The organism is Bordetella genomosp. 10 (assembly GCF_002261225.1).
Lineage (GTDB): Bacteria > Pseudomonadota > Gammaproteobacteria > Burkholderiales > Burkholderiaceae_B > Bordetella_C.
In genome coordinates this window covers 881,328-900,513 of sequence record NZ_NEVM01000001.1, presented here as the reverse complement: position 1 = coordinate 900,513, position 19,186 = coordinate 881,328, and the positions used below count along the sequence as shown (strand labels likewise).

Below are 19,186 nucleotides of genomic sequence, written 5' to 3'. Positions count from 1 at the left end.
GCGCCGCCCTACTTGCCTTGCGCCGGCCGTGCGGGCGCTTGCGGCTCGCGCCATTGCCCGCGCTCGCGCAGGCCGTCGGCGAAGACCATCCGTTCCTGCGGCGACAACGAGGCCGCGAAGTCGGCCACGCCGCTTTCCACCGCCACGCGCAGCGCCGTATCGGCGGCGCGCGTGCGCGCCAGCGCGGCATCGAGCGCGGCGCGATCGAACTGCGGCGCGGCCAGCGCCGCCAGCACCTCATGGCGCGCCTCGCGCCCCTCCCGCACGTACTCCAGGTTGTCGCGCCGCGCCACCTTCAGCGCTTCCAGAAACTGCGCCTGGCGTTGCGGCGACAAGCCCTCGGCGGCGAAGCGCAAGGCCGTGCGGGGGGCCGGCGCGGCCGCGTGCACGCGGTGCGACATGGCCCATTGATACGCGCCGCCCACCATGCCGCCGACCAGGAAGGCATTCAGCACCAGCGAACCGACCAGGGCGAATTTCCAGGCGCGTCCGTTCATTCTTCGCTCCAATCGACGACGGGGTTGCCGAAGCCCGTGGTCAGCCAGGGTTCGTCATGGCCCGGCGGCAGGGCCGTCGTCACCATGGACAAGGAAACCGCCAGGGCCCCCGCATAGCCCCCCGCCACGCCGACGCCCGCCAGGGCCACGCCCGGCCACCAGAAACGCCCGCGCCACGAGCCGCGCCGCGTGGGCCGCGCGGGCCGGCCAGACTTGGCCGCGCGCGGCGGCGCGGCGTCCACGGGCGGCATGGCCTGGCCCGGCAAGCCGCCGGCCAGGATGCGGTCGAACAATGCCCCGTCCGGCGCCGCCACCTTGTCCTCCGACAGCCACGCATCCAGCGACGCCGCGCCGGCCAGCATCGAGCCCGACTCGGCGGGATACGCGGCGGCCCAGGCCTGGGCCGCGACGCGCTCCGCCGCCGGCCAGCGCCGCGGCTCGGCGCCGTAGGCCTCCACGATGGTACGAAATCGCTCTGGTGTCATGGCCCCTCTCTCCCGGTATCTATGGCCGCCAACCGCTCCCGCAGGCTGCGCCGCGCCCGCGCCAGCAGGCTTTCCAATGCCTCCACGCCGATCTCCATGGCGGCCGCGGCTTCCACGTTCGACAGATCCTGGTAGTAGGTCAGGATCAGGGCCTCGCGCTGCCGCGGCGGCAGGGCGGCCAACGCCGCCTTCAGCGCGGCCTCGCGGTCGCGCCGCGCCAGTTCGGCGTCGGGGCCCGGACCCGGATCCGCGTCGTCGGGCATGTCGGCCATCGGATCCTCGCGCCGGCCGCGCAAGCGGTCATAGCAAAGGTTCAAGGCGACGCGATGCAGCCAGGTATCGAATTTCGCCTCGCCGGCGCGCCAGCGCGGCGCCTGCCGCCAGACCCGCACGAAGGCGTCCTGCGCGACGTCCTCGGCCTCCGCCCTGTCGCCCAGCATCCGGGTCGCCAACGCGAGCAACCGCGGCAGCTTGCGCGCCACCAGCTCGCGCACGGCGGCCGGCTCCTGCCGCACCACGCGGGCGACCAGCTCGGCGTCGGGGTCAGGCTCGGACGCGCGGTTCGAAGCACTCAAGACGCGCGTTCCGGTGGCGTGGGGGCAGGCATCGGGTGGCGGCGCTCCTATTCATTGCACGGGCCCGGACCGGCCGGACATCCGGACGCGTCGCGCCCGCCGGTCCCGGCTCGGCTCAATATACGACGACCGGCGGCCGCGCATGCACCGGCCGCACCGCGACCACGCAGCCGCTCAAGGCCGTGGCGACCAGCGCCAGAATCAGAATACGCATCATGATGAAAGACTCCTTGTCCCACGCCGCGCCGGCCGCTTCGAATACGGACCGCGGCAGGCAGGGCGATGAATGGGGGCTACATGGCGGGAAACGCTGCGCGGTGGGGATGGCTGCGCGCCGACAGGCCGCGCGGCCGCCCCTTCCGCCGCGTCATGCCCAATGGCCGGGCACCCAGCGCCAGTTCGGGCCGTGCTCCTGCCAATGGCCCGGCACCCAGGCCCGGCCCACGCGCACCGGCCGCCAATAACCTTCGATCCACACGTAACGCCCGTGTTCCCAACGCCAGTGGCCGTTGTCCCAGACATAGCCAGGCCGGGGCGCGGGCACGACCTCCACGCGCGGCGGAGGCGGCGCCATCGGCGCGATGATGATCTCCTGAGCATGGACGGCGGCCGCCGTCACGGTAGCCACGCCGGCCGCGAGGAATTTCAGGAAAGTCACGGGCTTCATATGTGCCTCCGGGGTTGCATCGGTCATGCCGTTTCTTCTTGAACGGCGCGGCGCGCGAAATCCGTCGCGGGGAAAATGAAAAAAAATATTGCCGGGCGCGCGGCCCGGCAATATGGAATGAGGCAGGACGAGGCGGGAGGATCGAGCCGGCGGCCCGCGCTCCCGGCGGCGCATCCCTCAGTCGGGGATTTCCGGCTCGACCAGTTGCGCCAACTGGGACAGAGATTCCTGCCAGCCCAGATAGCAGGCTTCCACCGGAATCGCCGCCGGCAGGCCTTCCTGCACGATGTGCATTTCGGTCCCGCAACTCACCGGCTTCAACGTGATGGTCGCCAGGATCTCGCCCGGCATGCCGGGGTCGTCGAAGCGATCCGTATAGCGGATCTTTTCGTTGGGGATCAGTTCCGTGTACTCGCCGCCGAAGCCATGCGCCTTGCCGCTGCCGAAATTCCGGAAGGACATGCGGTAATGGCCGCCGACCCGGACATCCATCTGGTGGACCTCGCAGGTGAAGCCGTGGGGCGGCAGCCATTTCGCCATGGCCGCGGGTTCGAGGAAAGCGCGATAGACGCGATCGGGCGGGCAGCGCAGGACGCGATGGAGTCGGACAGTACCGGTAGCCATGATGGTTCCTCTCTCGTTCAAGGGAATGGATGGGTCGTACTGTCACGACGAACGGGGCGGGCCCGATTCGACATGGCGACTCCGAATCCGGAGCCGGAACCAGAGCCGCCATGGAAAAAAGCCCCCACGCCGCGCGGCTGCGCCGCTTGCTGCCCCCCGAGGGGGCGCTTTTTCATCTTGGGAGCGGCCCGGCGATGAAAAAAGGCGCCGCTGCGCGACGCCTTTCCCGCCACAAGGGGCGGCCGGCTTGCCTCGAGCTCGCCCGCGGCCGCGGGCGGCCATAGCGCTTACTTCGCCGGCTTGGGGCCGACCTTCATTTCGAAGGAGCCGATGCCGTCCACGCCGCCGGCCACCACGTCGCCCGGACGGATGGCGCCCACGCCCGCCGGCGTGCCCGTGAAAATCAGGTCGCCCGGCTGCAGGGCCATGGATTCCGAAATATAGGAAATCACCTCGGGCACCGACCAGATGAGCTCGGACAGGTCGCCCTGCTGGCGCACTTCGCCGTTCACGCTCAGCCAGATGCGGCCCGTCTCGGGATGGCCGACCTCGGAGGCCGGCTTCAGGGGCGTGACCGGGCCGGAGGCGTCGAAGCCCTTGGCCCACTCCCACGGACGGCCCATTTTCTTGGCCACGGCCTGCAGGTCGCGGCGGGTCAGGTCGATGCCGACGCCGTAGCCCCAGATGTGATCCAGCGCCTGGTCGACCGGAATGTTCTTGCCGCCCTTGCCGATGGCCACGACCAGTTCGATTTCATAGTGGAAATCCTCGGACTGGGGCGGGTATTCGATGTTGCCCTCGGCCGGCACGATGGCGTCCGCGGGCTTGCTGAAGAAGAACGGCGGATCGCGGTCCGGATCGTGGCCCATTTCGCGGGCGTGGTCGGCGTAGTTGCGGCCCACGCAGTAGACGCGGCGGACGGGGAAGCGCTGGCTGCCGCCGGCGACGGCGACCGAGGCCTGCTCGGCGGGGGTGATGACGTAGGAAGACATGCTGTGACTCGCTCCAGACTTCAGGTGGGAGCCATAGTCTACGGCCTATCCGTCCCGGAACTTGGACAGCCTTGCTGAGGATTTGGAACTTTCCACGCAAATCGGGCCGCGCGGCTCATCCCAGGCGCCGGAACTCGCGCGGCGAGACGCCGGCTTGCTGGCGAAAGCGCCGCGAAAAATAGGCTTCGTCGGCGAAACCGCAGGCATGGGCCACGTCCGCCACCCGTTTGTCGCTGGTCAGCAGCAGCGACCTGGCGCGGTTCATGCGCCGCTCCAGCACCAATTCGGTGAAGGTCCGGCCCAGCTCCTTGCGCAGCAGGTGGGCCAGGTAGCTGGGCGACAGGAAGGCGGCCGCCGCCGCGCCGTTCAAGGACAGGTCGGCATTGCCCAGGTGCTGCTCGATATGCGCCCGCACGCGCGCCAGCGCCTCGCGCCGCCCGCTGCGCGGCGCGTCGCGGCGCGCCTGGGCCTGCAGCGCGGGGCCGTGGCGCAGGCAGACCTCGCCGATCAGTTGCAGCAGGAAGCCGCGCAGGATCTCGGCGGACCCGAAAACCCGGTCCTGGTCCGCCCGCCGCATGCGCTCCAGCAAGGCGACCAGGTTGTCCAGCTCAGCCTCGGGCACCTGGTAGTCCAGGAACTCCTGGAAGCGGAACGGCGCCAGCTCGGGCACTTCGTTCAGCGGCACGTCCTCCAGGTCCAGCGGATCGCAATCCAGCCCGGGCCGCAGGAATTGCTGGGAAAAATTGACGACCATGAAGCGGCCGCCCTCGGGATGCGGGATCCGGTGCATGCGATGCGGCAGGATGAAGGCCAGCATGCCTTTCAGGAAAGGCCGGGTCACGCCGCTGATCTGCTGGACGGTGTCGCCCCCCAGGTTGACCTGGATCTGGAAATAGTCGTGCCGGTGCATTTCCTCGAGCGGCCGCCGCACGTCCTGCGCGCGGATGTAGAAATCCCCGCGATCGCTGCGTTCGCGCATCGCGTAGGTACGGACGAGGCCGGAACGGGACGCGGCCCCGGCGGCGGAATCGACGCTCATGGAAACGAAACGGCAATGAAACAAGGGAACGAAGGCGGCTGCCGCGCATCGCGCCGGCCACGCACGGGGCCCGCCTTGCGCGGGCGAACCGACATTAGACCCGGAACCGGTCCCGCCGCAAAATCGGTACGATACGGAAGGCATGACAGGAAAGGCATGACAGGGAAAGCCCTACAGGAGCTTACGTGGCGCACATCATTCCGGACGGATGGGAAAACCTGCAACGCAGCGGCCCGGCCCAGCGCGAGCTGGAAACCCTGGCCCGCCTGAAAAAGGCCCTCTCCGACGACTACACCGTCTACCACGCCATCCACTGGACCAATATCGAAGGCCGCCACGCCATACACGGCGAAATCGACTTCGTGGTCGTCAACCGGGCGGGCGACCTGCTGGTCATCGAACAGAAGGCCGGCGCCCTGGACGAGACCGAGCAAGGGCTGGCCAAGCGCCATGCCGGCAAGGCCCAGTTGCTGCCGGTGCAGATGGCGCTCACCGCCGACACCCTGCGCGCCAAGCTGGCCCGCGGCCTGAACCTGGACAGCGCCGACGTGCGGCTGGACTACCTGCTCTACTGTCCCGACCATCGCGTGCTGGCGCCCACCACGGCCGGCCTGTCGCCGGAACGCATCGTCGACGCCGGCCGGCGCGATGCCCTGGCCGCCGTCATCCGCGAGATCCTGCCGCCGGGCGAGCCGTCGCGCCGCCATGCCCAGGTCGACCATTTCCTGCGCGACATCATCCGCCTGGAAACCGACGTCAGCGCGCTGATCGGCCAGGCCCGCGCCTGGGTCACGCGCCTGGCCGGCGGCCTGGCCCACTGGGCCCGGCAACTGGATATCGACCCGTATCGCCTGCGCGTCACCGGCACCGCGGGTTCGGGCAAGACCCAACTGGCGCTGGCCGAATACCGCGACGCCGTCGAACAGGGCAAGCGTCCGCTGTACGTCTGCTTCAACCGCCCGCTGGCCGACCACTTCAACCGCATCGCCCCGGAAGGGGGGCTGGCGGTGTCCTTCCACCTGCTGTGCGACCGCCTGCTGCGGCACGCCGGCCGCAGCCCCGATTTTTCGCGGCCCGGCGCCTTCGAGCGCTTGATCGACGACGCCGAGGCCCTGGCCGTGCCGCCGGACTTCATGTTCGATACGGTCATCGTCGACGAAGGGCAGGACTTCAACGCCCGCTGGGGCGGCATGGTGCTGCGCCTGGCCAAGCCGGAGGCCCGCGTGGTGTGGCTGGAAGATCCCATGCAGAACCTCTACGGCCACCTGCCGCCGGAAATGCCGGGCTGGGTGCGGCTGCGCGCGCAAAGCAATTTCCGCAGCCCCCGTCCGGTGGTCGACCTGCTGCAGTCCATCCTGCCGGACGACATCCGCATCGATGCGCAGGCGCCCATCACCGACAACGACGTCGAGGTGCTGTCCTACCGCGACGAGGAAAGCCTGCTGCTGGCGGTCAAGCAGGCCATACGCAAATGCTATTCGGACGGCTTTCGCGCGGAGGACATCGCGGTCATCAGCTACCACGGCCACCAGCGCTCGCGCGTGCTGGTGCACGACCGCCTGGGACCGCACGGGCTGCGCCGCTTCACCGGGCAGTACGATCTTCTGGGACTGCCGGTCTACACCAACGGCGACATCCTGGCCGAGTCCGTCTACCGCTTCAAGGGCCAATCGATACCCGCCGTGGTCTTCACGGAAATCGACTTCGAGACGCTGGACGAACGCGCGATCCGCAAGCTGTTCGTGGGCGCCACGCGCGCCACCCTCAAGCTGATCCTCATCGCCACCGAACCGGCCGCCGCGGCGCTGCGGCGGAAGCTGGGCGCATAGGCCTCAGAGCCAGGCGACGGCCTTGCCCACCTGCTCGCGCGCCTCGATGCGCGCGTGTCCCTTGGGGATCTCGTCGAACGCATAGCGGTCCGTGATATCGATGCGCAGGCTGCCGTCCAGGATGGCGGCGAAGACATCGTCCGCGCGCCGCTGCACGGTGGCGGCGTCGGCCATGTGGTCGGCCAGGCGCGGCCGCGTCAGGAACAGCGAACCGGCCTCGCCCAATTCGTAGAGATCCAGGTCCTTCACCGAGCCGGACACGTTGCCGTAGTTGATGACCAGCCCGCGCTTGCGCGTCGCCCGCATGCTGTCGCGCAGGGTCGCCTTGCCCAGGGAATCGAATACCACGTCGACGCCGCGGCCTCCCGTCAACGCCCGCACCCGGTCGGCGAAGCCGCCGTCGTCATAAGGCAGGGCCGCCACGGCGCCGCGCGCCAGGGCCACGGCGCGCTTTTCTTCCGTGCTCGCGGTGGCGTAGACCTCGATGCCCATGCGCGTGGCCATCTGGACGAGGATCTGGCCGATGCTGCCCGAGGCCGCGTGGACCAGGCAGTTGGCGCCGGCCGTCAAGGCCGCCGCATCGTGCAGCAGGTAATGCGCGGTGCAGCCCTGGAACATCGCCGACGCCGCGGTATCGAAGGCGATCGTATCGGGCAGCACCGCCGCCAGCCGCGCCGGTATCGCCGCGTACTCCGCGAAGCTGCCCCACGCGATGCACCAGGCGACGCGCTGGCCGACCGCGGGGTGCGCGACACCCGGTCCCGCCGCCACCACCACGCCGGCGCCCTCCATCCCCAGCGTGCAGGGAATCCGCACCGGATACGTCTGCGAATCGGCGTACTTGCCCTGCCGGGTGTGGATATCCATGAAGTTCACGCCGGCGCAGGCCACCCGCACCAGGATTTCCCCCGGCCCGGCGACCGGCACCGGCGCGTCGTCGCGCACCCGCACCACTTCCGGTCCGCCATGGCTGTCGATGGTGATCGCCCGCATCGTTCGTCTCCTGTCCAAGGCCTGCCCTTCATGCCGCCGCGGCCGTCAGAGCAGCGCGACGAGTTCATCGAGATCGGGCAAGGCGTCCAGCCCGGCCACCAGTTCGGCGATGCGCTGCGCGGCATCGTCCGATACCCGCCGCGCCACGTTCAGGAAGAACTTGTCCTCGACCTCCGCGCGCGTCACCGGGTTCTCCGGGCTGCCGCGGCGCGCCCAGGCGTCGTGCGTGAATATCTCGCCCGCCTTCGTCCGCACACGCAAGGTCGCCGCGTGGCGAAAGGCCGGTCCGCGCCGCTCGATGCACTCGTCCTCGAACGCATGGATGCGGGCCATGAAGTCCAGCACATCCCCGTCGGCGATGCGTTCGTCCACGTAGTCGCCGGCGCCCAGTTTACCCCTCAGGGCCAGCACGGCGAGCCCGTAGAACAGGTTCATCTGCGCCGCGGTCACGCCGGCGGGCTTGTACGGCCAGGCCACGTGCACGTAGGTCATGTGGCCGCAGCCGACCTCGATCCGCTCGATATCCTCCGCCTTCAGGCCATGCGCCTGCCGCAGGTGGACGTAGGCGTCGAGGGCCGCATGCATGCTGGTGACGTTGGGGTACATCTTGAACCCCACCTTGCCCGCCTCCCAATCCTGGCCCAAGCCGTCCGTCAGCCGCTCTATCCGGTACTCGCGCGCGAACGCGCTGAGGTAGCCGCCATACTCCGCCTCCAATATGTTCTCGATGCCGGTGAAGCCGCGCTGCGCCAGGAACGCCGCCTGCACGCCCGCCTGCGCGGCGCGGCCCGCGTGCAGGCGCTTGACCATCGCGCCTTCCTGCGCCGCCATCAGGCCGGCGCCCAGGGACCCCGCGATGCCCAGGGCATGCTGCATCGCACGGGCGTCCAGGCCCAGCAGCCGCCCCGCCGTCGCGGCCGCCGCGAAAGGCCCCGTGACGCCCTGCGGGTGGAAGCCGTTGAGAAACAGCGCCGTGGTCGCGGCGTTGCCCGCGCGCGCGCCGACCTCGTAGCCGGCGACGATCGCCGTCATCACGTCGCGCCCGCTCAGGCCCGGATCGGCCTGCGCCAGCGCGAACGCCACCGGCACCGCCAGCGAATTCGGGTGCAGAATGGATTCCTTGTGGATGTCGTCCATCTCGAAGGCGTGGCCCGCCGTGCCGTTGACCAGCGCCGCCTGCGACACCGAGGCGCGCGCCCGCGCGCCGCCGCCCTGGCCCCACAGGGTGGCCGCGCCGTTGCTCCCCTCGGCCTGCACCATGTCCGCCACGTGGCGGGTCCAGGGCAGTTGCGCGCCATGCAGGCAGACGCCGATGCCGTCCAGGACATGCAACCGCATCCGGGCGACCAGATCGCCGGGCAGATCCTCGAAGCGCAGCCCCGCCGCGAACTCGGCCAGCCGGCGGGTCTCATGGCCGGCATGGGCGCCGGCTGCCTTGGAATGACTCGTGCTCATGATGCTCACTCGGGTTTGATGCCGGCCGCGTCGACCGCCTGCCGCCAGCGTAGGGTTTCGGTCTGGATGAATCGATTCAAGGCGCCCGGCTCGACCGGCAGCAGATCGTGCGCCGCCGCGGCCAGCGATTGCGTGACGACGCCGCGATGGCCCGCCTGCGTGAAAGCCGCCGCCAGCGTGTTCACGACCGGGGCCGGGGTTCCCCGCGGCGCCAGCACCGCGTTCCAGGCATAGACCTGGAAGTCCGGCACGCCCTGCTCCGCCACCGTCTTCAAATCCGGAATCGCGGGGTAGCGGTCCAGCGTGGAGACCGCGATCGCGCGCACCTTGCCGGCATTGACCAGCGGCAGCAGCGAGCCGCCGGAGTCGAACAGGATCTGCACGTCGCCCCCGATCAGTCCGTTCAGCGCCGCCGGCGACCCCTTGTAGGGCACGTGAAACGCATCCAGCCCCGTGGCCGACTTCAGCATCTCCATGGCGAGGTGCGACGTGATGCCGATGCCGCCCGAGCCGAAACGCAAGGTCCCCGGATGCGCCTTGGCATAGGCCAGCAAGTCGCCCAGGCCATGCACCGGCAGGTCGTTGTTGACCACCAGGAAAAGCCGGCCGCGCGCGATCGGCGCGACGGGGGCGAAGTCCTTCGCCGTGTCGTAGCTGAGATGCGCGTACAAGGCCGGGTTGATCACCATCTGGCCGGACGTGCCGAACAGCAGCGTGTAGCCGTCGGGCTCCGCGCCTTTCACGAACTGGGCGGCGACGATGCCGTTCGCGCCCGCCTTGTTGTCCACGATGACCGGCGTTTTCAGGATCTCCTGAAGCGCGGCGGCGTAGGCGCGGGCGATGACGTCGCTGGTCTGCCCCGGCGGGAAGCCGACGACCATCCGGATGGGACGCGCGGGGAAACGCTCCGCCGCCCGCGCCGCGCCGGACATCCCCGCCGCCATGGGCAACGCCGGCAGCAGCATGGCCCCCGCCGCCCGCCGCAGCAGGCGCCGCCTGCCCGGGGAGGTCGCGGCGGACGCCGCATCGTCGGTCTTGGGGTTCTTCATCGTTGTCTCCTCTTTCTTATGACCGAGAGGCAGTCTAGACACGCAATATCTGCGTGTCTAATATATTGAGCACCCATTCCCAATACTTATTTTGTATGGACTTGCGCCGTCTCCGTTATTTCCTGGTCGTCGCGGAAGAGCTGCACTTCACGCGGGCGGCGCAGCGCATCGGCATCGCGCAGCCGCCGCTAACGCACCAGATCAAGATGCTGGAGCGCGAACTGGGCGTCAGCCTGTTCGACCGCCAGCCCGGCCATGTGCGGCTGACGGAAGCCGGCGCGGTGCTGCGCGAGGAGGCGCGCGACATCCTGGATCGCGTGGGCCAGGCCGCCGACCGCTGCCGTCGCAGCGCCCAGGGCCTGATCGGGCGCATCGGCGTGGGCTTTACCGAGTCGGCGTCTTTCTGCGCGGAGGTGACCACGGCGCTGCACCGCTACCGCGACCGTTATCCCCAGGTCGAAATGACGCTGGAGGAAAATCGCTCCATTCCGCTGATGCAATCCCTGCGCCAGGGCCGCATCGACGTCGCCTTCGTCCGCCTGCCCATCGGCATGGACGAAGACGTGCGGTTCAAGCTGATCTCCACGGAGTCCATGGTGGTCGCCCTGCCGCGCATGCACCGCCTGGCGCGCCGCAAGAGCCTGCGCCTGCATGAACTGAGCGACGAGCCCTTCCTGCTCTATCCGCGCGCCACGCGCTTCGGGCTGTCGGACATGATCGTCACCGCCTGCGAGGCGCGCGGCTTCAGTCCGCGCATCGTGCAGCAGGCGCCGCAGATTTCCTCCACCATCAACCTGGTCGCCAGCTCGCTGGGGATCACCATCGTGCCGGCCTGCATGCAGCAGGCGCGCGTCGACCAGGTGCGCTACGTGCCGCTGAAGGAAGACGATCTCAGCGCCAGCCTGGGCGTGGCCTATCGTTCCGGCCATCCGGCGCCCGCCGTCGCCAATCTCCTGGCCATGGTGCCGGCGCGATCGTAGCGTTCTCCGAATAGCGTTCTCCGAATAAGGCGGCCGGGCGCGCGCATGCGATGGCGCGGCCGTCGAATTTGCTCATAAGCAGTAGAAAACAACCAATCCATCGTTGGTCCCGAATCTCCGCGGGCTTAGAGTTCCCGACGGTTGCATTGCGTCGTTTCCGGTGCGTCGTTTTCCGTTTTCCTTCCCGCCGCGCCGCCGCCGTTACGCCGTTCCCCTTACGCCGTGTCCGAGCCTGGCGCCCGCGCGCGCCGTCGCCCCCCCTCCGGAGAACCTGCATGAACGATCGCCTGAGCCGTATCCACGCCTCCCGCTCCGCCGCTGTCAAGGCGACGCTGGACTATCCCGTCATCGACACCGACGTGCACGTCAACGACTACGCGCCCATCCTCGAGGACTACGTGCAGCACTACGGCGGCGCCAAGCTGGTCGACGCCCTGCGGCGCGCGCTGGGCTCGCGCCACAACACCAAGCGCGACGGCCGCGACTGGTACGCCCAGACGCCGGAAGAACGGCAATACAACCGCACGCTGCGCGCGCCCTGGTGGGCCCGCGTCACCCGCAACACCCTGGACCTCGCCACCTACACGCTGCCCGAGCTGCTCTACGAGCGCCTGGCCGAGCAAGGGGCGGACTACTCCATCCTGTTTCCCAACGACGTGCTGGCGCCGCTGGGCGCGCGCGACGATACGCGGCAAGCCCTGCATCGCGCCATCAATCACTTCCACGCCGACCAGTACCGCAAGTACAGCGACCGCCTCACGCCCGTCGCCGGCATTCCGCTGAACACGCCGCAGGAAGGCATCGAGGAACTGGAATTCGCCGTGAAGACGCTGGGCCTGAAGGTGATCAACATCGCCGGCGGCGTGAAGCGTCCGGTCAAGGCGATCGCCGACAAGTATCCCGCCGACCAGTATCCCGAGATCGCCAGGTACGCGCACTACACCGATTTCTACGGCATCGACAGCGAGTACGACTACGATCCCTTCTGGGCCAAGGTGGTCGAGCTCGGCGTGCCCGTCACCACGCACTACGGCAGCCAGGGCTGGACCGGCCGCCAGTCCATCAGCAACTACATGAACAACCACATCGGCCACTTCGCCGATGGCTCGCAGGCCTTCGCCAAGGCGCTGTTCTTCGGCGGCGTCACGCGCCGCTTCCCCGGCCTGCGCGTCGGCCTGCTGGAAGGCGGCGCCGATTGGGGCTCGCACGTCTATACCCACCTGGTGGACCGCTGGGAGAAGCGCAACCGCGTCGCGGTGCAGAACTACAACCCGGCCAACGCCGACCTGGGCCTGCTCAAGGACCTGTTCGCGCGCTATGGCGCCGACTTCATCCGCGGCCGCGACGTCGATCCCGCCCAGTTGCTGCGCGACAGCCTGGGCATCTCCGCCCTGCCCCACAGCCGCGAGCCGCGCGCCGACGAAATCGACGACTTCGCGCTGGCCGGAATCGAGAAGGTCGAGGACATCCGGGACCGCTGGGTGAACAGCTTCTACTTCGGCTCCGAAGCGGACGACCGCACGGTCGCGGCCGCCTTCAACGAGCGCGTGCACCCGCTGGGCGTGAAGATCAACGCCATCTGGTCTTCCGACGTCGGCCACTGGGACGTGCCGGACCTCACCGAGCCCCTGGCGGAAAGCTGGGACCTGGTCGAACAGGGCGTCATCAGCGCCGCCGATTTCAAGGCCCTCGTCTTCGGCAATCCCTACCGCTTCTACACCGAAGCCAATCCCGCCTTCTTCGCCGGCACCGAAGTCGAGCGCAAGCTGACCGCCGCGCGCCAGCAGGCCGCCTGAGCCCCTGCCCGGCCCGCACCGTCTTTCCCCGTACCTGGAGCACCTGCATGAACAAGTTGGCACGATGGGCCGCCCGCGCGGCCTTGTCCCTGGCGTTCGCCGGCGCCGCGTCGGCCGCGCTGGCCGCGGACGTGATCCGCATCGGCGTGGCCACCGCGGGCGGCGGCGACCCGATCACCTGGGGCGGTTCGCCCGGCGGCGTGGTGCGCGCCAACCAATGGCTGGAGGAAGCCTTCAAGGCCGACGGCGTCAAGGTCGAATGGCTGTTCTTCAAGGGCGCCGGCCCGGCCGTGAACGAGGCGCTGTCGAACAGGCAGATCGACTTCGCCTACCAGGGCGACCTGCCGGCGGTGGTCGGCCGCGCCAACGGCCTGAAGACCAAGCTGCTCGTGATCAGCGGCGCGCGCAACAACCTCTACGTGGTCGTGCCGCCGGACTCCAAGCTGTCGCGCATCGAGGACCTGAAGGGCCAGCGCGTGTCGATCTTCCGCGGCACCAACGGCCATCTGGTGGCCATCAACGTGCTGGCCGACCATGGCCTGAGCGAACGCGACATCAAGGGCGTGAACCTCGACGCCGGCAGCGCGCAGGCCGCGCTGGTGTCGCACGGCGTGGACGCGGCCTTCGGCGGCTACGAATGGTTCAAGGTGCGCGACCAGGGCCTGGCCAAGGTGATCTATTCCACCCAGGGCCAGGATCCGGCCTACACGCGCCAGGCGGCCCTGCTGGTGCGCGAGGACTTCGCCAAGGAGAATCCGGCGCAGGTGCAGAAGGTGGTCGACGTCTTCGTGCGCGCCTCGCGCTGGGCCTCCGATGAAAAGAACCGCGACGCCTTGTTCAAGGTCTGGGAAAAGAGCGGCGTGCCCTACGCATCCTGGGCCGCCGAGTTCGACAAGCAGGACCTGGCCGCGCGCAACTCCCCGCTGGTCGACGACTTCATCGTCGCGCGCTACAAGGCCGTGGTGGCGGACGCGTTGAAGCTCAAGCTGATCCGGCGCGAGGTCTCGGTCGACGACTGGTTCGACACCCGCTACCTCGACCAGGCCCTGAAGAACCAGGGGCTGGAGCACTACTGGACGCGCTTCGACGCCAAGGGCAAGCCGGCATCATGAGCATCCTGACCCTCGCGCGCGGCGAACGCGCAAGGCCGGCCACTGCCCCGGACACTGCCCCGGGGGCCGCCGTCCCCGCCCGGACATCCGCGTGGCGGCGCCGCGCGGTCTGGCTGGCGGCGCCCTGGCTCCTGCCGCTGGCCCTCTTCGCGCTGTGGCAACTGGGCGCCGACCGCGGCTGGATCTCGCCCCAGGTCCTGCCGCCCCCGGCCTATGTGTGGGACACGCTGCGCGACCTGTTCACCAGCGGCGACCTCTGGACCAACCTGCGCGCCAGCCTGCTGCGCGTGCTGGTGGGTTTCGCCGGCGGCAGCGTGCTGGGCCTGGCGCTGGGCACGGCCATGGGCCTGTGGCGCCCTTTGCAGGCTTATCTGTTGCCCACCTTCAACGCCCTGGTGCAGATTCCCGTGCTGGCCTGGCTGCCCTTCGTGCTGCTGCTCGTGGGCATCGGCGAGCCGCTGAAGTACATCCTGATCGCCAAGGCGGCGCTGGTGCCGGTGACGCTGAACACCTTGCAGGGCTTTCGCCTGGCCAGCCCGGCGCTGCGCGAGGTCGCGCGCGCCTATGGCTACAGCCGGCGCCAGGAGGTGCTGGAGGTGATCCTGCCATTGGCCACCCCGACGCTATTCACCGGCCTGCGGCTGGGCTTCACCAAGGCCTGGCTGTCGCTGGTGGTGGTGGAGCTGGTGGCCTCCAGCGAGGGCATCGGCTACCTGATCGTCTATGGCCGCCAGTTGTTCCAGCTCGACCTGGTGATGGCCGCCGTGATCGTGGTGGGCGCCGTCGGCCTGCTCATCGATCGCCTGCTCGATGCCCTGGAAACGCGCCTGCTCGGCGCCCGCCGCGCCACCCGGGCCGGCGCGCAAGCGGAGGCCGTGCCATGAGCGCGAGCGACAAGGCCGGGAACGGCGGACGCTGGCGCGGCCTCGTCCTGCCGGCTGCCGCGATCCTGCTCTGGTGGGCCTTGGCGCGCGCCGGCGTGGTCAATTCCGCGTTGCTGGTCTCGCCCGCCAAGGTGGCCGAGACCGGCCTCGACCAGATCCTCACCGGCAAGCTCTGGCGCGCCCTGGGCGCCAGCTTGGCGCGCGAATTCACCGGCTTTCTCATCGGCACGGCCGCCGGCCTGCTGCTGGGCGCGCTGCTGGGCCTGTCGCGCTGGTTCAACCGGCTGGCGGGTCCCAGCTTCAACACCTTCAAGCAGATCTCGCTGTTCGCCTGGATCCCGCTGATCTCGGTGTGGTTCGGCCTGGGCGACACCGCCAAGGTGGTCTTCCTCTCCCTGGCGGCGCTGGTGCCGGTGGTGGTGAACACCTGCGACGGCATACGCGGCACGCCCGAGTCCCTGCTGGAAGTGGCGCGCGTCTACGGCTACAGCCGCGCGCAGACGCTCTTCCACGTGGTGCTGCCCGCCGCCGCGCCGGCCATCTTCACCGGCATCTATCTCGCCCTGATCTATTCCTGGCTCGCCACCATCGGCGCGGAATACCTGCTGGTGGCGGGCGTGGGCATCGGCAACCTGCTGATCGAGGGCAGCGAACACTTCCAGATGGACCTGGTGATCTTCGGCATGATCGTCGTCGGCGTGGTGGGCTGGCTCATGAACGCGCTGACCCGGCGGCTGGAACAACGTTTTGCGCGCCTGCGCGGCGCCGCGCAATGAACTCGGAACACCCACGCATGACCCAAGCATCCACGCAAACCTCCACGCAAGCCTTGAATCTGGACCTGCAAGGCGTCGGCAAGCGCTACGCCAATGCCCAGGCCGAAAGCGGCGTCCTACAGGTGCTGGACGGCATCGACCTGAGCATCCCGTCCGGCGAGTTCGTCGCCGTGGTCGGCGCCAGCGGCTGCGGCAAGTCCACCCTGCTGCGCCTGGTCCTCGGCCTGGACGACCATTACGACGGCCGCATCCTGCTGGGCGGCGCGCCGGTGCGCGGCACCGGCCCCGAACGCGGCATCGTATTCCAGGACCACCGGCTCTTTCCCTGGCTGACCGTCGAACAGAACATCGCGGTGGGCCTGCGCAACGCGCCCCTGGACGCCGCGCGCAAGCGCGAGCTGGTGGCCCAGCACGTGGCCCTGGTCGGCCTGGAAGGCTTCGAGAAATCCTATCCGCACCAGATCTCCGGCGGCATGGCGCAGCGGGTGGCGATCGCGCGCGGCCTGGTCAACCGGCCGCGCGTGCTGTTGCTGGACGAGCCCTTCGGCGCGCTCGACGCGCTCACCCGGACCCGGCTGCAGGTCGAACTGCAAGGCATCTGGCAAAAGGAACGCATCACCATGATCCTGGTTACTCACGACGTCGAGGAAGCCGTGTTCCTGGGCGACCGCGTGGTGGTCATGCGGCCGCGGCCGGGACGCATTCATCGCATCGTGCCGGTGCCGCTGCCGCATCCCCGCAACCGCAGCGATCCCCGCTTCATCCGGATACGCGACGACGTGCTGGCCGACTTCCTCGCCCCGGACGGCGCGCCCATCGCCGGCGACGAGCCCTTCGACGGGCTGGCCGAGGCGGGCGCGCCCGCGCTGCCCGCCCTGTCGTCGCTGCGCATGGCGTGGTAGGTCCGGGCCCGCGCAACCCCATCCCGACGGAGATCACGACATGCCCACCCGCCAGTTCAAGCTCGGCGCCTTCCTGATGCAGACCGGCCACCATATCGCCGCCTGGCGCCACCCCGACGCGCAGGCCGACGCGGGGGTCAATTTCCGCCACTACGCGGACCTGGCGCGACGCGCGGAAGCCGCGAAGTTCGACGCCATTTTCCTGGCCGACGCCGTCGGCGTGCGCAACCGCGACATCCCCTCGCTGTCGCGCACGGCGCGCAGCGACAACTTCGAACCGCTCACGCTGTTATCGGCGCTGGCGGCGGTCACCGAGCGCATCGGCCTCATCGCCACCGTCTCCACCACCTACAACGAGCCCTATCACGTGGCGCGCAAGTTCGCCTCGCTGGACCACATCAGCGGCGGCCGCTCCGGGTGGAACCTAGTCACCTCCAGCGGCGAGAGCGAAGCGCAGAACTTCAGCCGGGCCGAACACATGGAGCATGCCACGCGCTACGCCCGCGCCGCGGAATTCCACGACGTCGTCCTCGGGCTGTGGGATAGCTGGGAAGACGATGCCTTCGTGCGCGACCGCGACAGCGGCGTCTACTTCACCCCTGAAAAGCTGCATCCGCTGCATCATCGCGGCGACCACTTCCAGGTGCGGGGACCGCTGAACGCAGCCCGCTCGCCGCAGGGCCGGCCCGTCGTCGTGCAGGCCGGCGCCTCGCTCGCCGGCCGCGAACTGGCCGCGCGCACGGCCGAAGTCATCTTCGTGGCGCACCAGACCTTCGACGAGGCGCAGACCTTCTACCGCGACATCAAGCGGCGCGCGCGGGACCTTGGACGCGACCCGGACCACGTCAAGATCATGCCCGGCATCTTTCCCGTGGTGGGCCGCACCCAGGCCGAAGCCGAGCGGAAATTCGCGCAGCTACAGGACTTGATCCATCCCGTCGTCGGCGTGCAGTTGCTGACCAACATGCTGGGCGGCTTCGACGTCTCGGGCTATCCCGTGGACGGCCCCGTGCCCGACCTGCCGGAGACCAACGCCGGCAAGAGCCGGCAGCAACTGCTGGTCGACCTCGCGCGGCGCGAGAACCTGAGCATCCGCGATCTCTACCTGCGCATCGCGGGCGCGCGCGGCCACCAGCAGATCGTGGGCACGCCGCAAGGCATCGCCGACCAGTTGCAGCAGTGGTTCGAGGAAGAAGGCGCCGACGGCTTCAACATCATGTCCCCGTGGTTTCCCGGCGGCCTGGACGATTTCATCGAGCTGGTGCTGCCCGAACTGCGCCGGCGCGGCCTGTTCCGCACCGAGTACGAAGGACGCACGCTGCGCGAGCACCTGGGCCTGCCGCGCCCGCCCCATCCCGCCGCGACGGCCCGCGCGCAACGCCTGCAGGAACAGCCCGCGCCGGCGCTCGCGGCAAGCGCCGGCTGATACCTTACTGACCCCCAGCTTACGTTGCCCTTGGGGCCTTGCCGGCCCTAGGGTAAACACGGCCTCGCATCGACCCGGTATTTCAGTACTCTCGCGTCACCCCAAAAAAACGAGGAGACAACCGATGAGCCTGACACTGACCCGTCGCCTGGCGGCGCTGTTCGCCGTGGCCGGCATGGCCGCATTGCCGGCGGCCCACGCGAAGGACACGTGGCCCGACCACCCCATCACCATCGTGTCGCCCTATGCGCCGGGCGGCACCACCGACATCCTGGCGCGCCTGCTGGCGCCGCGGCTGCAAGCCAAGTTCGGCCAGGCCATCGTCGTCGAGAATCGCTCGGGCGCGGGCGGCAACATCGGCACGGCCTACGTGGCCAAGGCCAAGCCGGACGGCTACACCTTCCTGCTGGCTGCCAGCGGTCCCATCGTGATCGCCGGCACGCTCTACAGCTCCCTGCCCTATCGCCCGGACAAGGACTTCACGGCCGTGTCGCCGCTGGCGGACACCAATTTCGTGGTCGCCGTCAACGCCAAGTCCGGCCTGAACTCCATCCAGGACGTCATCGCCAAGGCCAAGACCGGCACCCTGTCCTTCGGCTCCGCCGGCTCGGGCACGCCGCAGCACATCATTGGCGAGATGTTCAACGTCGCGACCAAGCAGAAGATCCAGCACATTCCCTACAAGGGATCGGGTCCCCTGCTGAACGACCTGGTCGGCGGCCAGGTGCCGTTGGCCTTCGAAAACCCGCTGCCCATCATGCAGCAGGTCAAGGCCGGCAACCTGAAGGTGCTGGCGGTCACCGGCTCCAAGCGTTCCGCCGCGCTGCCCGACGTGCCCACCCTGGCCGAGACCGGCATCAAGGGCGTGGACGCCAAGCCCTGGTACGGCTTCCTCGGCCCGGCCGGCCTGCCCAACGACATCACCACGCGCATGAACAAGGCCATCCAGGAAATCCTGGCCTCGCCGGACGTCAAGGCGCAACTGGCCAGCCTGGGCGTGGAGCCGATGGTGATGACGCCCAAGGAATACCAGGCCTTCATGGACAAGGAAATCGTGAAGTGGGGCGCCGCCGTCAAGGCCTCGGGCGCCACCGTGGACTAAGGG

19 protein-coding genes are annotated in these 19,186 nt (G+C 69.2%); 9 read left to right on the top strand and 10 right to left on the bottom strand.

All coding sequences use genetic code 11. The annotated features are described in order from the left end of the window. Positions 1 to 8: 8 nt before the first annotated feature. The 7 genes from CAL29_RS03910 to CAL29_RS03880 all read right to left on the bottom strand — a co-directional run bounded on the left by CAL29_RS03910 (position 9) and on the right by CAL29_RS03880 (position 4,879). The gene (locus tag CAL29_RS03910) at positions 9 to 497 is read right to left on the bottom strand and encodes a periplasmic heavy metal sensor (protein WP_094851662.1); all 489 of its coding nucleotides are present in this window, start codon (positions 495 to 497) and stop codon (positions 9 to 11) included. Beyond that, positions 494 to 982, bottom strand: coding sequence for a hypothetical protein (locus CAL29_RS03905; protein ID WP_094851661.1), 489 nt, complete (start codon positions 980 to 982; stop codon positions 494 to 496). The genes CAL29_RS03910 and CAL29_RS03905 overlap by 4 nt, the downstream gene beginning before the upstream one ends. Then, positions 979 to 1,557, bottom strand: coding sequence for an RNA polymerase sigma factor (locus tag CAL29_RS03900; protein WP_094851660.1), 579 nt, complete (start codon positions 1,555 to 1,557; stop codon positions 979 to 981). Before CAL29_RS03900 ends, CAL29_RS03905 begins: the two co-directional genes overlap by 4 nt. A 367-nt stretch (positions 1,558 to 1,924) precedes the next feature. Further along, a complete protein-coding gene (locus CAL29_RS03895) occupies positions 1,925 to 2,224 on the bottom strand; it encodes a YXWGXW repeat-containing protein (protein WP_094851659.1) in 300 nt (99 codons plus the stop codon). Between the two features lie 177 nt (positions 2,225 to 2,401). Next, positions 2,402 to 2,848, bottom strand: coding sequence for an SRPBCC family protein (locus tag CAL29_RS03890; protein WP_094851658.1), 447 nt, complete (start codon positions 2,846 to 2,848; stop codon positions 2,402 to 2,404). A gap of 287 nt (positions 2,849 to 3,135) precedes the next feature. Continuing rightward, a complete protein-coding gene (locus CAL29_RS03885; protein WP_094851657.1) occupies positions 3,136 to 3,840 on the bottom strand; it encodes a fumarylacetoacetate hydrolase family protein in 705 nt (234 codons plus the stop codon). Between the two features lie 115 nt (positions 3,841 to 3,955). Next, the gene (locus CAL29_RS03880; RefSeq protein WP_218831801.1) at positions 3,956 to 4,879 is read right to left on the bottom strand and encodes a helix-turn-helix transcriptional regulator; all 924 of its coding nucleotides are present in this window, start codon (positions 4,877 to 4,879) and stop codon (positions 3,956 to 3,958) included. Between the two features lie 185 nt (positions 4,880 to 5,064). Here CAL29_RS03880 and CAL29_RS03875 point away from each other — a divergent pair, with 185 nt between their 5' ends. After that, complete coding sequence (locus CAL29_RS03875) at positions 5,065 to 6,708, top strand: ATP-binding domain-containing protein (protein WP_094851656.1); 1,644 nt, start codon at positions 5,065 to 5,067, stop codon at positions 6,706 to 6,708. A gap of 3 nt (positions 6,709 to 6,711) precedes the next feature. On the opposite strand, the gene CAL29_RS03870 is transcribed toward CAL29_RS03875, so the two are convergent. From CAL29_RS03870 to CAL29_RS03860, 3 genes are read right to left on the bottom strand one after another with little or no spacing between them, the layout of a single operon-like run. Beyond that, positions 6,712 to 7,701 carry a quinone oxidoreductase family protein gene (locus tag CAL29_RS03870; protein WP_094851655.1) on the bottom strand — a complete coding sequence of 330 codons (990 nt, stop codon included), beginning with the start codon at positions 7,699 to 7,701 and terminating at the stop codon, positions 6,712 to 6,714. Between the two features lie 45 nt (positions 7,702 to 7,746). Further along, positions 7,747 to 9,156, bottom strand: a complete 1,410-nt coding sequence (locus tag CAL29_RS03865) for an MmgE/PrpD family protein (RefSeq protein WP_143277600.1) — start codon at positions 9,154 to 9,156, stop codon at positions 7,747 to 7,749. A 5-nt stretch (positions 9,157 to 9,161) separates the two neighbouring features. Next, on the bottom strand, positions 9,162 to 10,205 hold the full coding sequence (locus CAL29_RS03860) for a Bug family tripartite tricarboxylate transporter substrate binding protein (protein ID WP_094851653.1): 1,044 nt from the start codon (positions 10,203 to 10,205) through the stop codon (positions 9,162 to 9,164). 95 nt (positions 10,206 to 10,300) lie between these two features. Between CAL29_RS03860 and CAL29_RS03855 the strand changes: the two genes are divergently transcribed. The 8 genes from CAL29_RS03855 (at position 10,301) to CAL29_RS03820 (ending at position 19,183) form a co-directional block, all read left to right on the top strand. Continuing rightward, positions 10,301 to 11,185 carry a LysR family transcriptional regulator gene (locus tag CAL29_RS03855; RefSeq protein ID WP_094851652.1) on the top strand — a complete coding sequence of 295 codons (885 nt, stop codon included), beginning with the start codon at positions 10,301 to 10,303 and terminating at the stop codon, positions 11,183 to 11,185. A 275-nt stretch (positions 11,186 to 11,460) separates the two neighbouring features. Then, the gene (locus CAL29_RS03850; protein WP_094851651.1) at positions 11,461 to 12,981 is read left to right on the top strand and encodes an amidohydrolase family protein; all 1,521 of its coding nucleotides are present in this window, start codon (positions 11,461 to 11,463) and stop codon (positions 12,979 to 12,981) included. Between the two features lie 47 nt (positions 12,982 to 13,028). Further along, positions 13,029 to 14,093 (top strand): ABC transporter substrate-binding protein, encoded by a 1,065-nt coding sequence (locus CAL29_RS03845; protein ID WP_094851650.1) that lies wholly within the window; start codon positions 13,029 to 13,031, stop codon positions 14,091 to 14,093. Continuing rightward, positions 14,090 to 14,977, top strand: coding sequence for an ABC transporter permease (locus CAL29_RS03840; protein ID WP_094851649.1), 888 nt, complete (start codon positions 14,090 to 14,092; stop codon positions 14,975 to 14,977). Before CAL29_RS03845 ends, CAL29_RS03840 begins: the two co-directional genes overlap by 4 nt. Continuing rightward, positions 14,974 to 15,753, top strand: a complete 780-nt coding sequence (locus CAL29_RS03835; RefSeq protein WP_094851648.1) for an ABC transporter permease — start codon at positions 14,974 to 14,976, stop codon at positions 15,751 to 15,753. The genes CAL29_RS03840 and CAL29_RS03835 overlap by 4 nt, the downstream gene beginning before the upstream one ends. Positions 15,754 to 15,770: 17 nt before the next feature. Continuing rightward, complete coding sequence (locus tag CAL29_RS03830; RefSeq protein WP_094851647.1) at positions 15,771 to 16,655, top strand: ABC transporter ATP-binding protein; 885 nt, start codon at positions 15,771 to 15,773, stop codon at positions 16,653 to 16,655. A gap of 40 nt (positions 16,656 to 16,695) precedes the next feature. Continuing rightward, positions 16,696 to 18,081 (top strand): LLM class flavin-dependent oxidoreductase, encoded by a 1,386-nt coding sequence (locus CAL29_RS03825; protein ID WP_094851646.1) that lies wholly within the window; start codon positions 16,696 to 16,698, stop codon positions 18,079 to 18,081. A gap of 124 nt (positions 18,082 to 18,205) precedes the next feature. Beyond that, on the top strand, positions 18,206 to 19,183 hold the full coding sequence (locus tag CAL29_RS03820) for a Bug family tripartite tricarboxylate transporter substrate binding protein (RefSeq protein WP_256977174.1): 978 nt from the start codon (positions 18,206 to 18,208) through the stop codon (positions 19,181 to 19,183). Positions 19,184 to 19,186 lie beyond the last annotated feature (3 nt).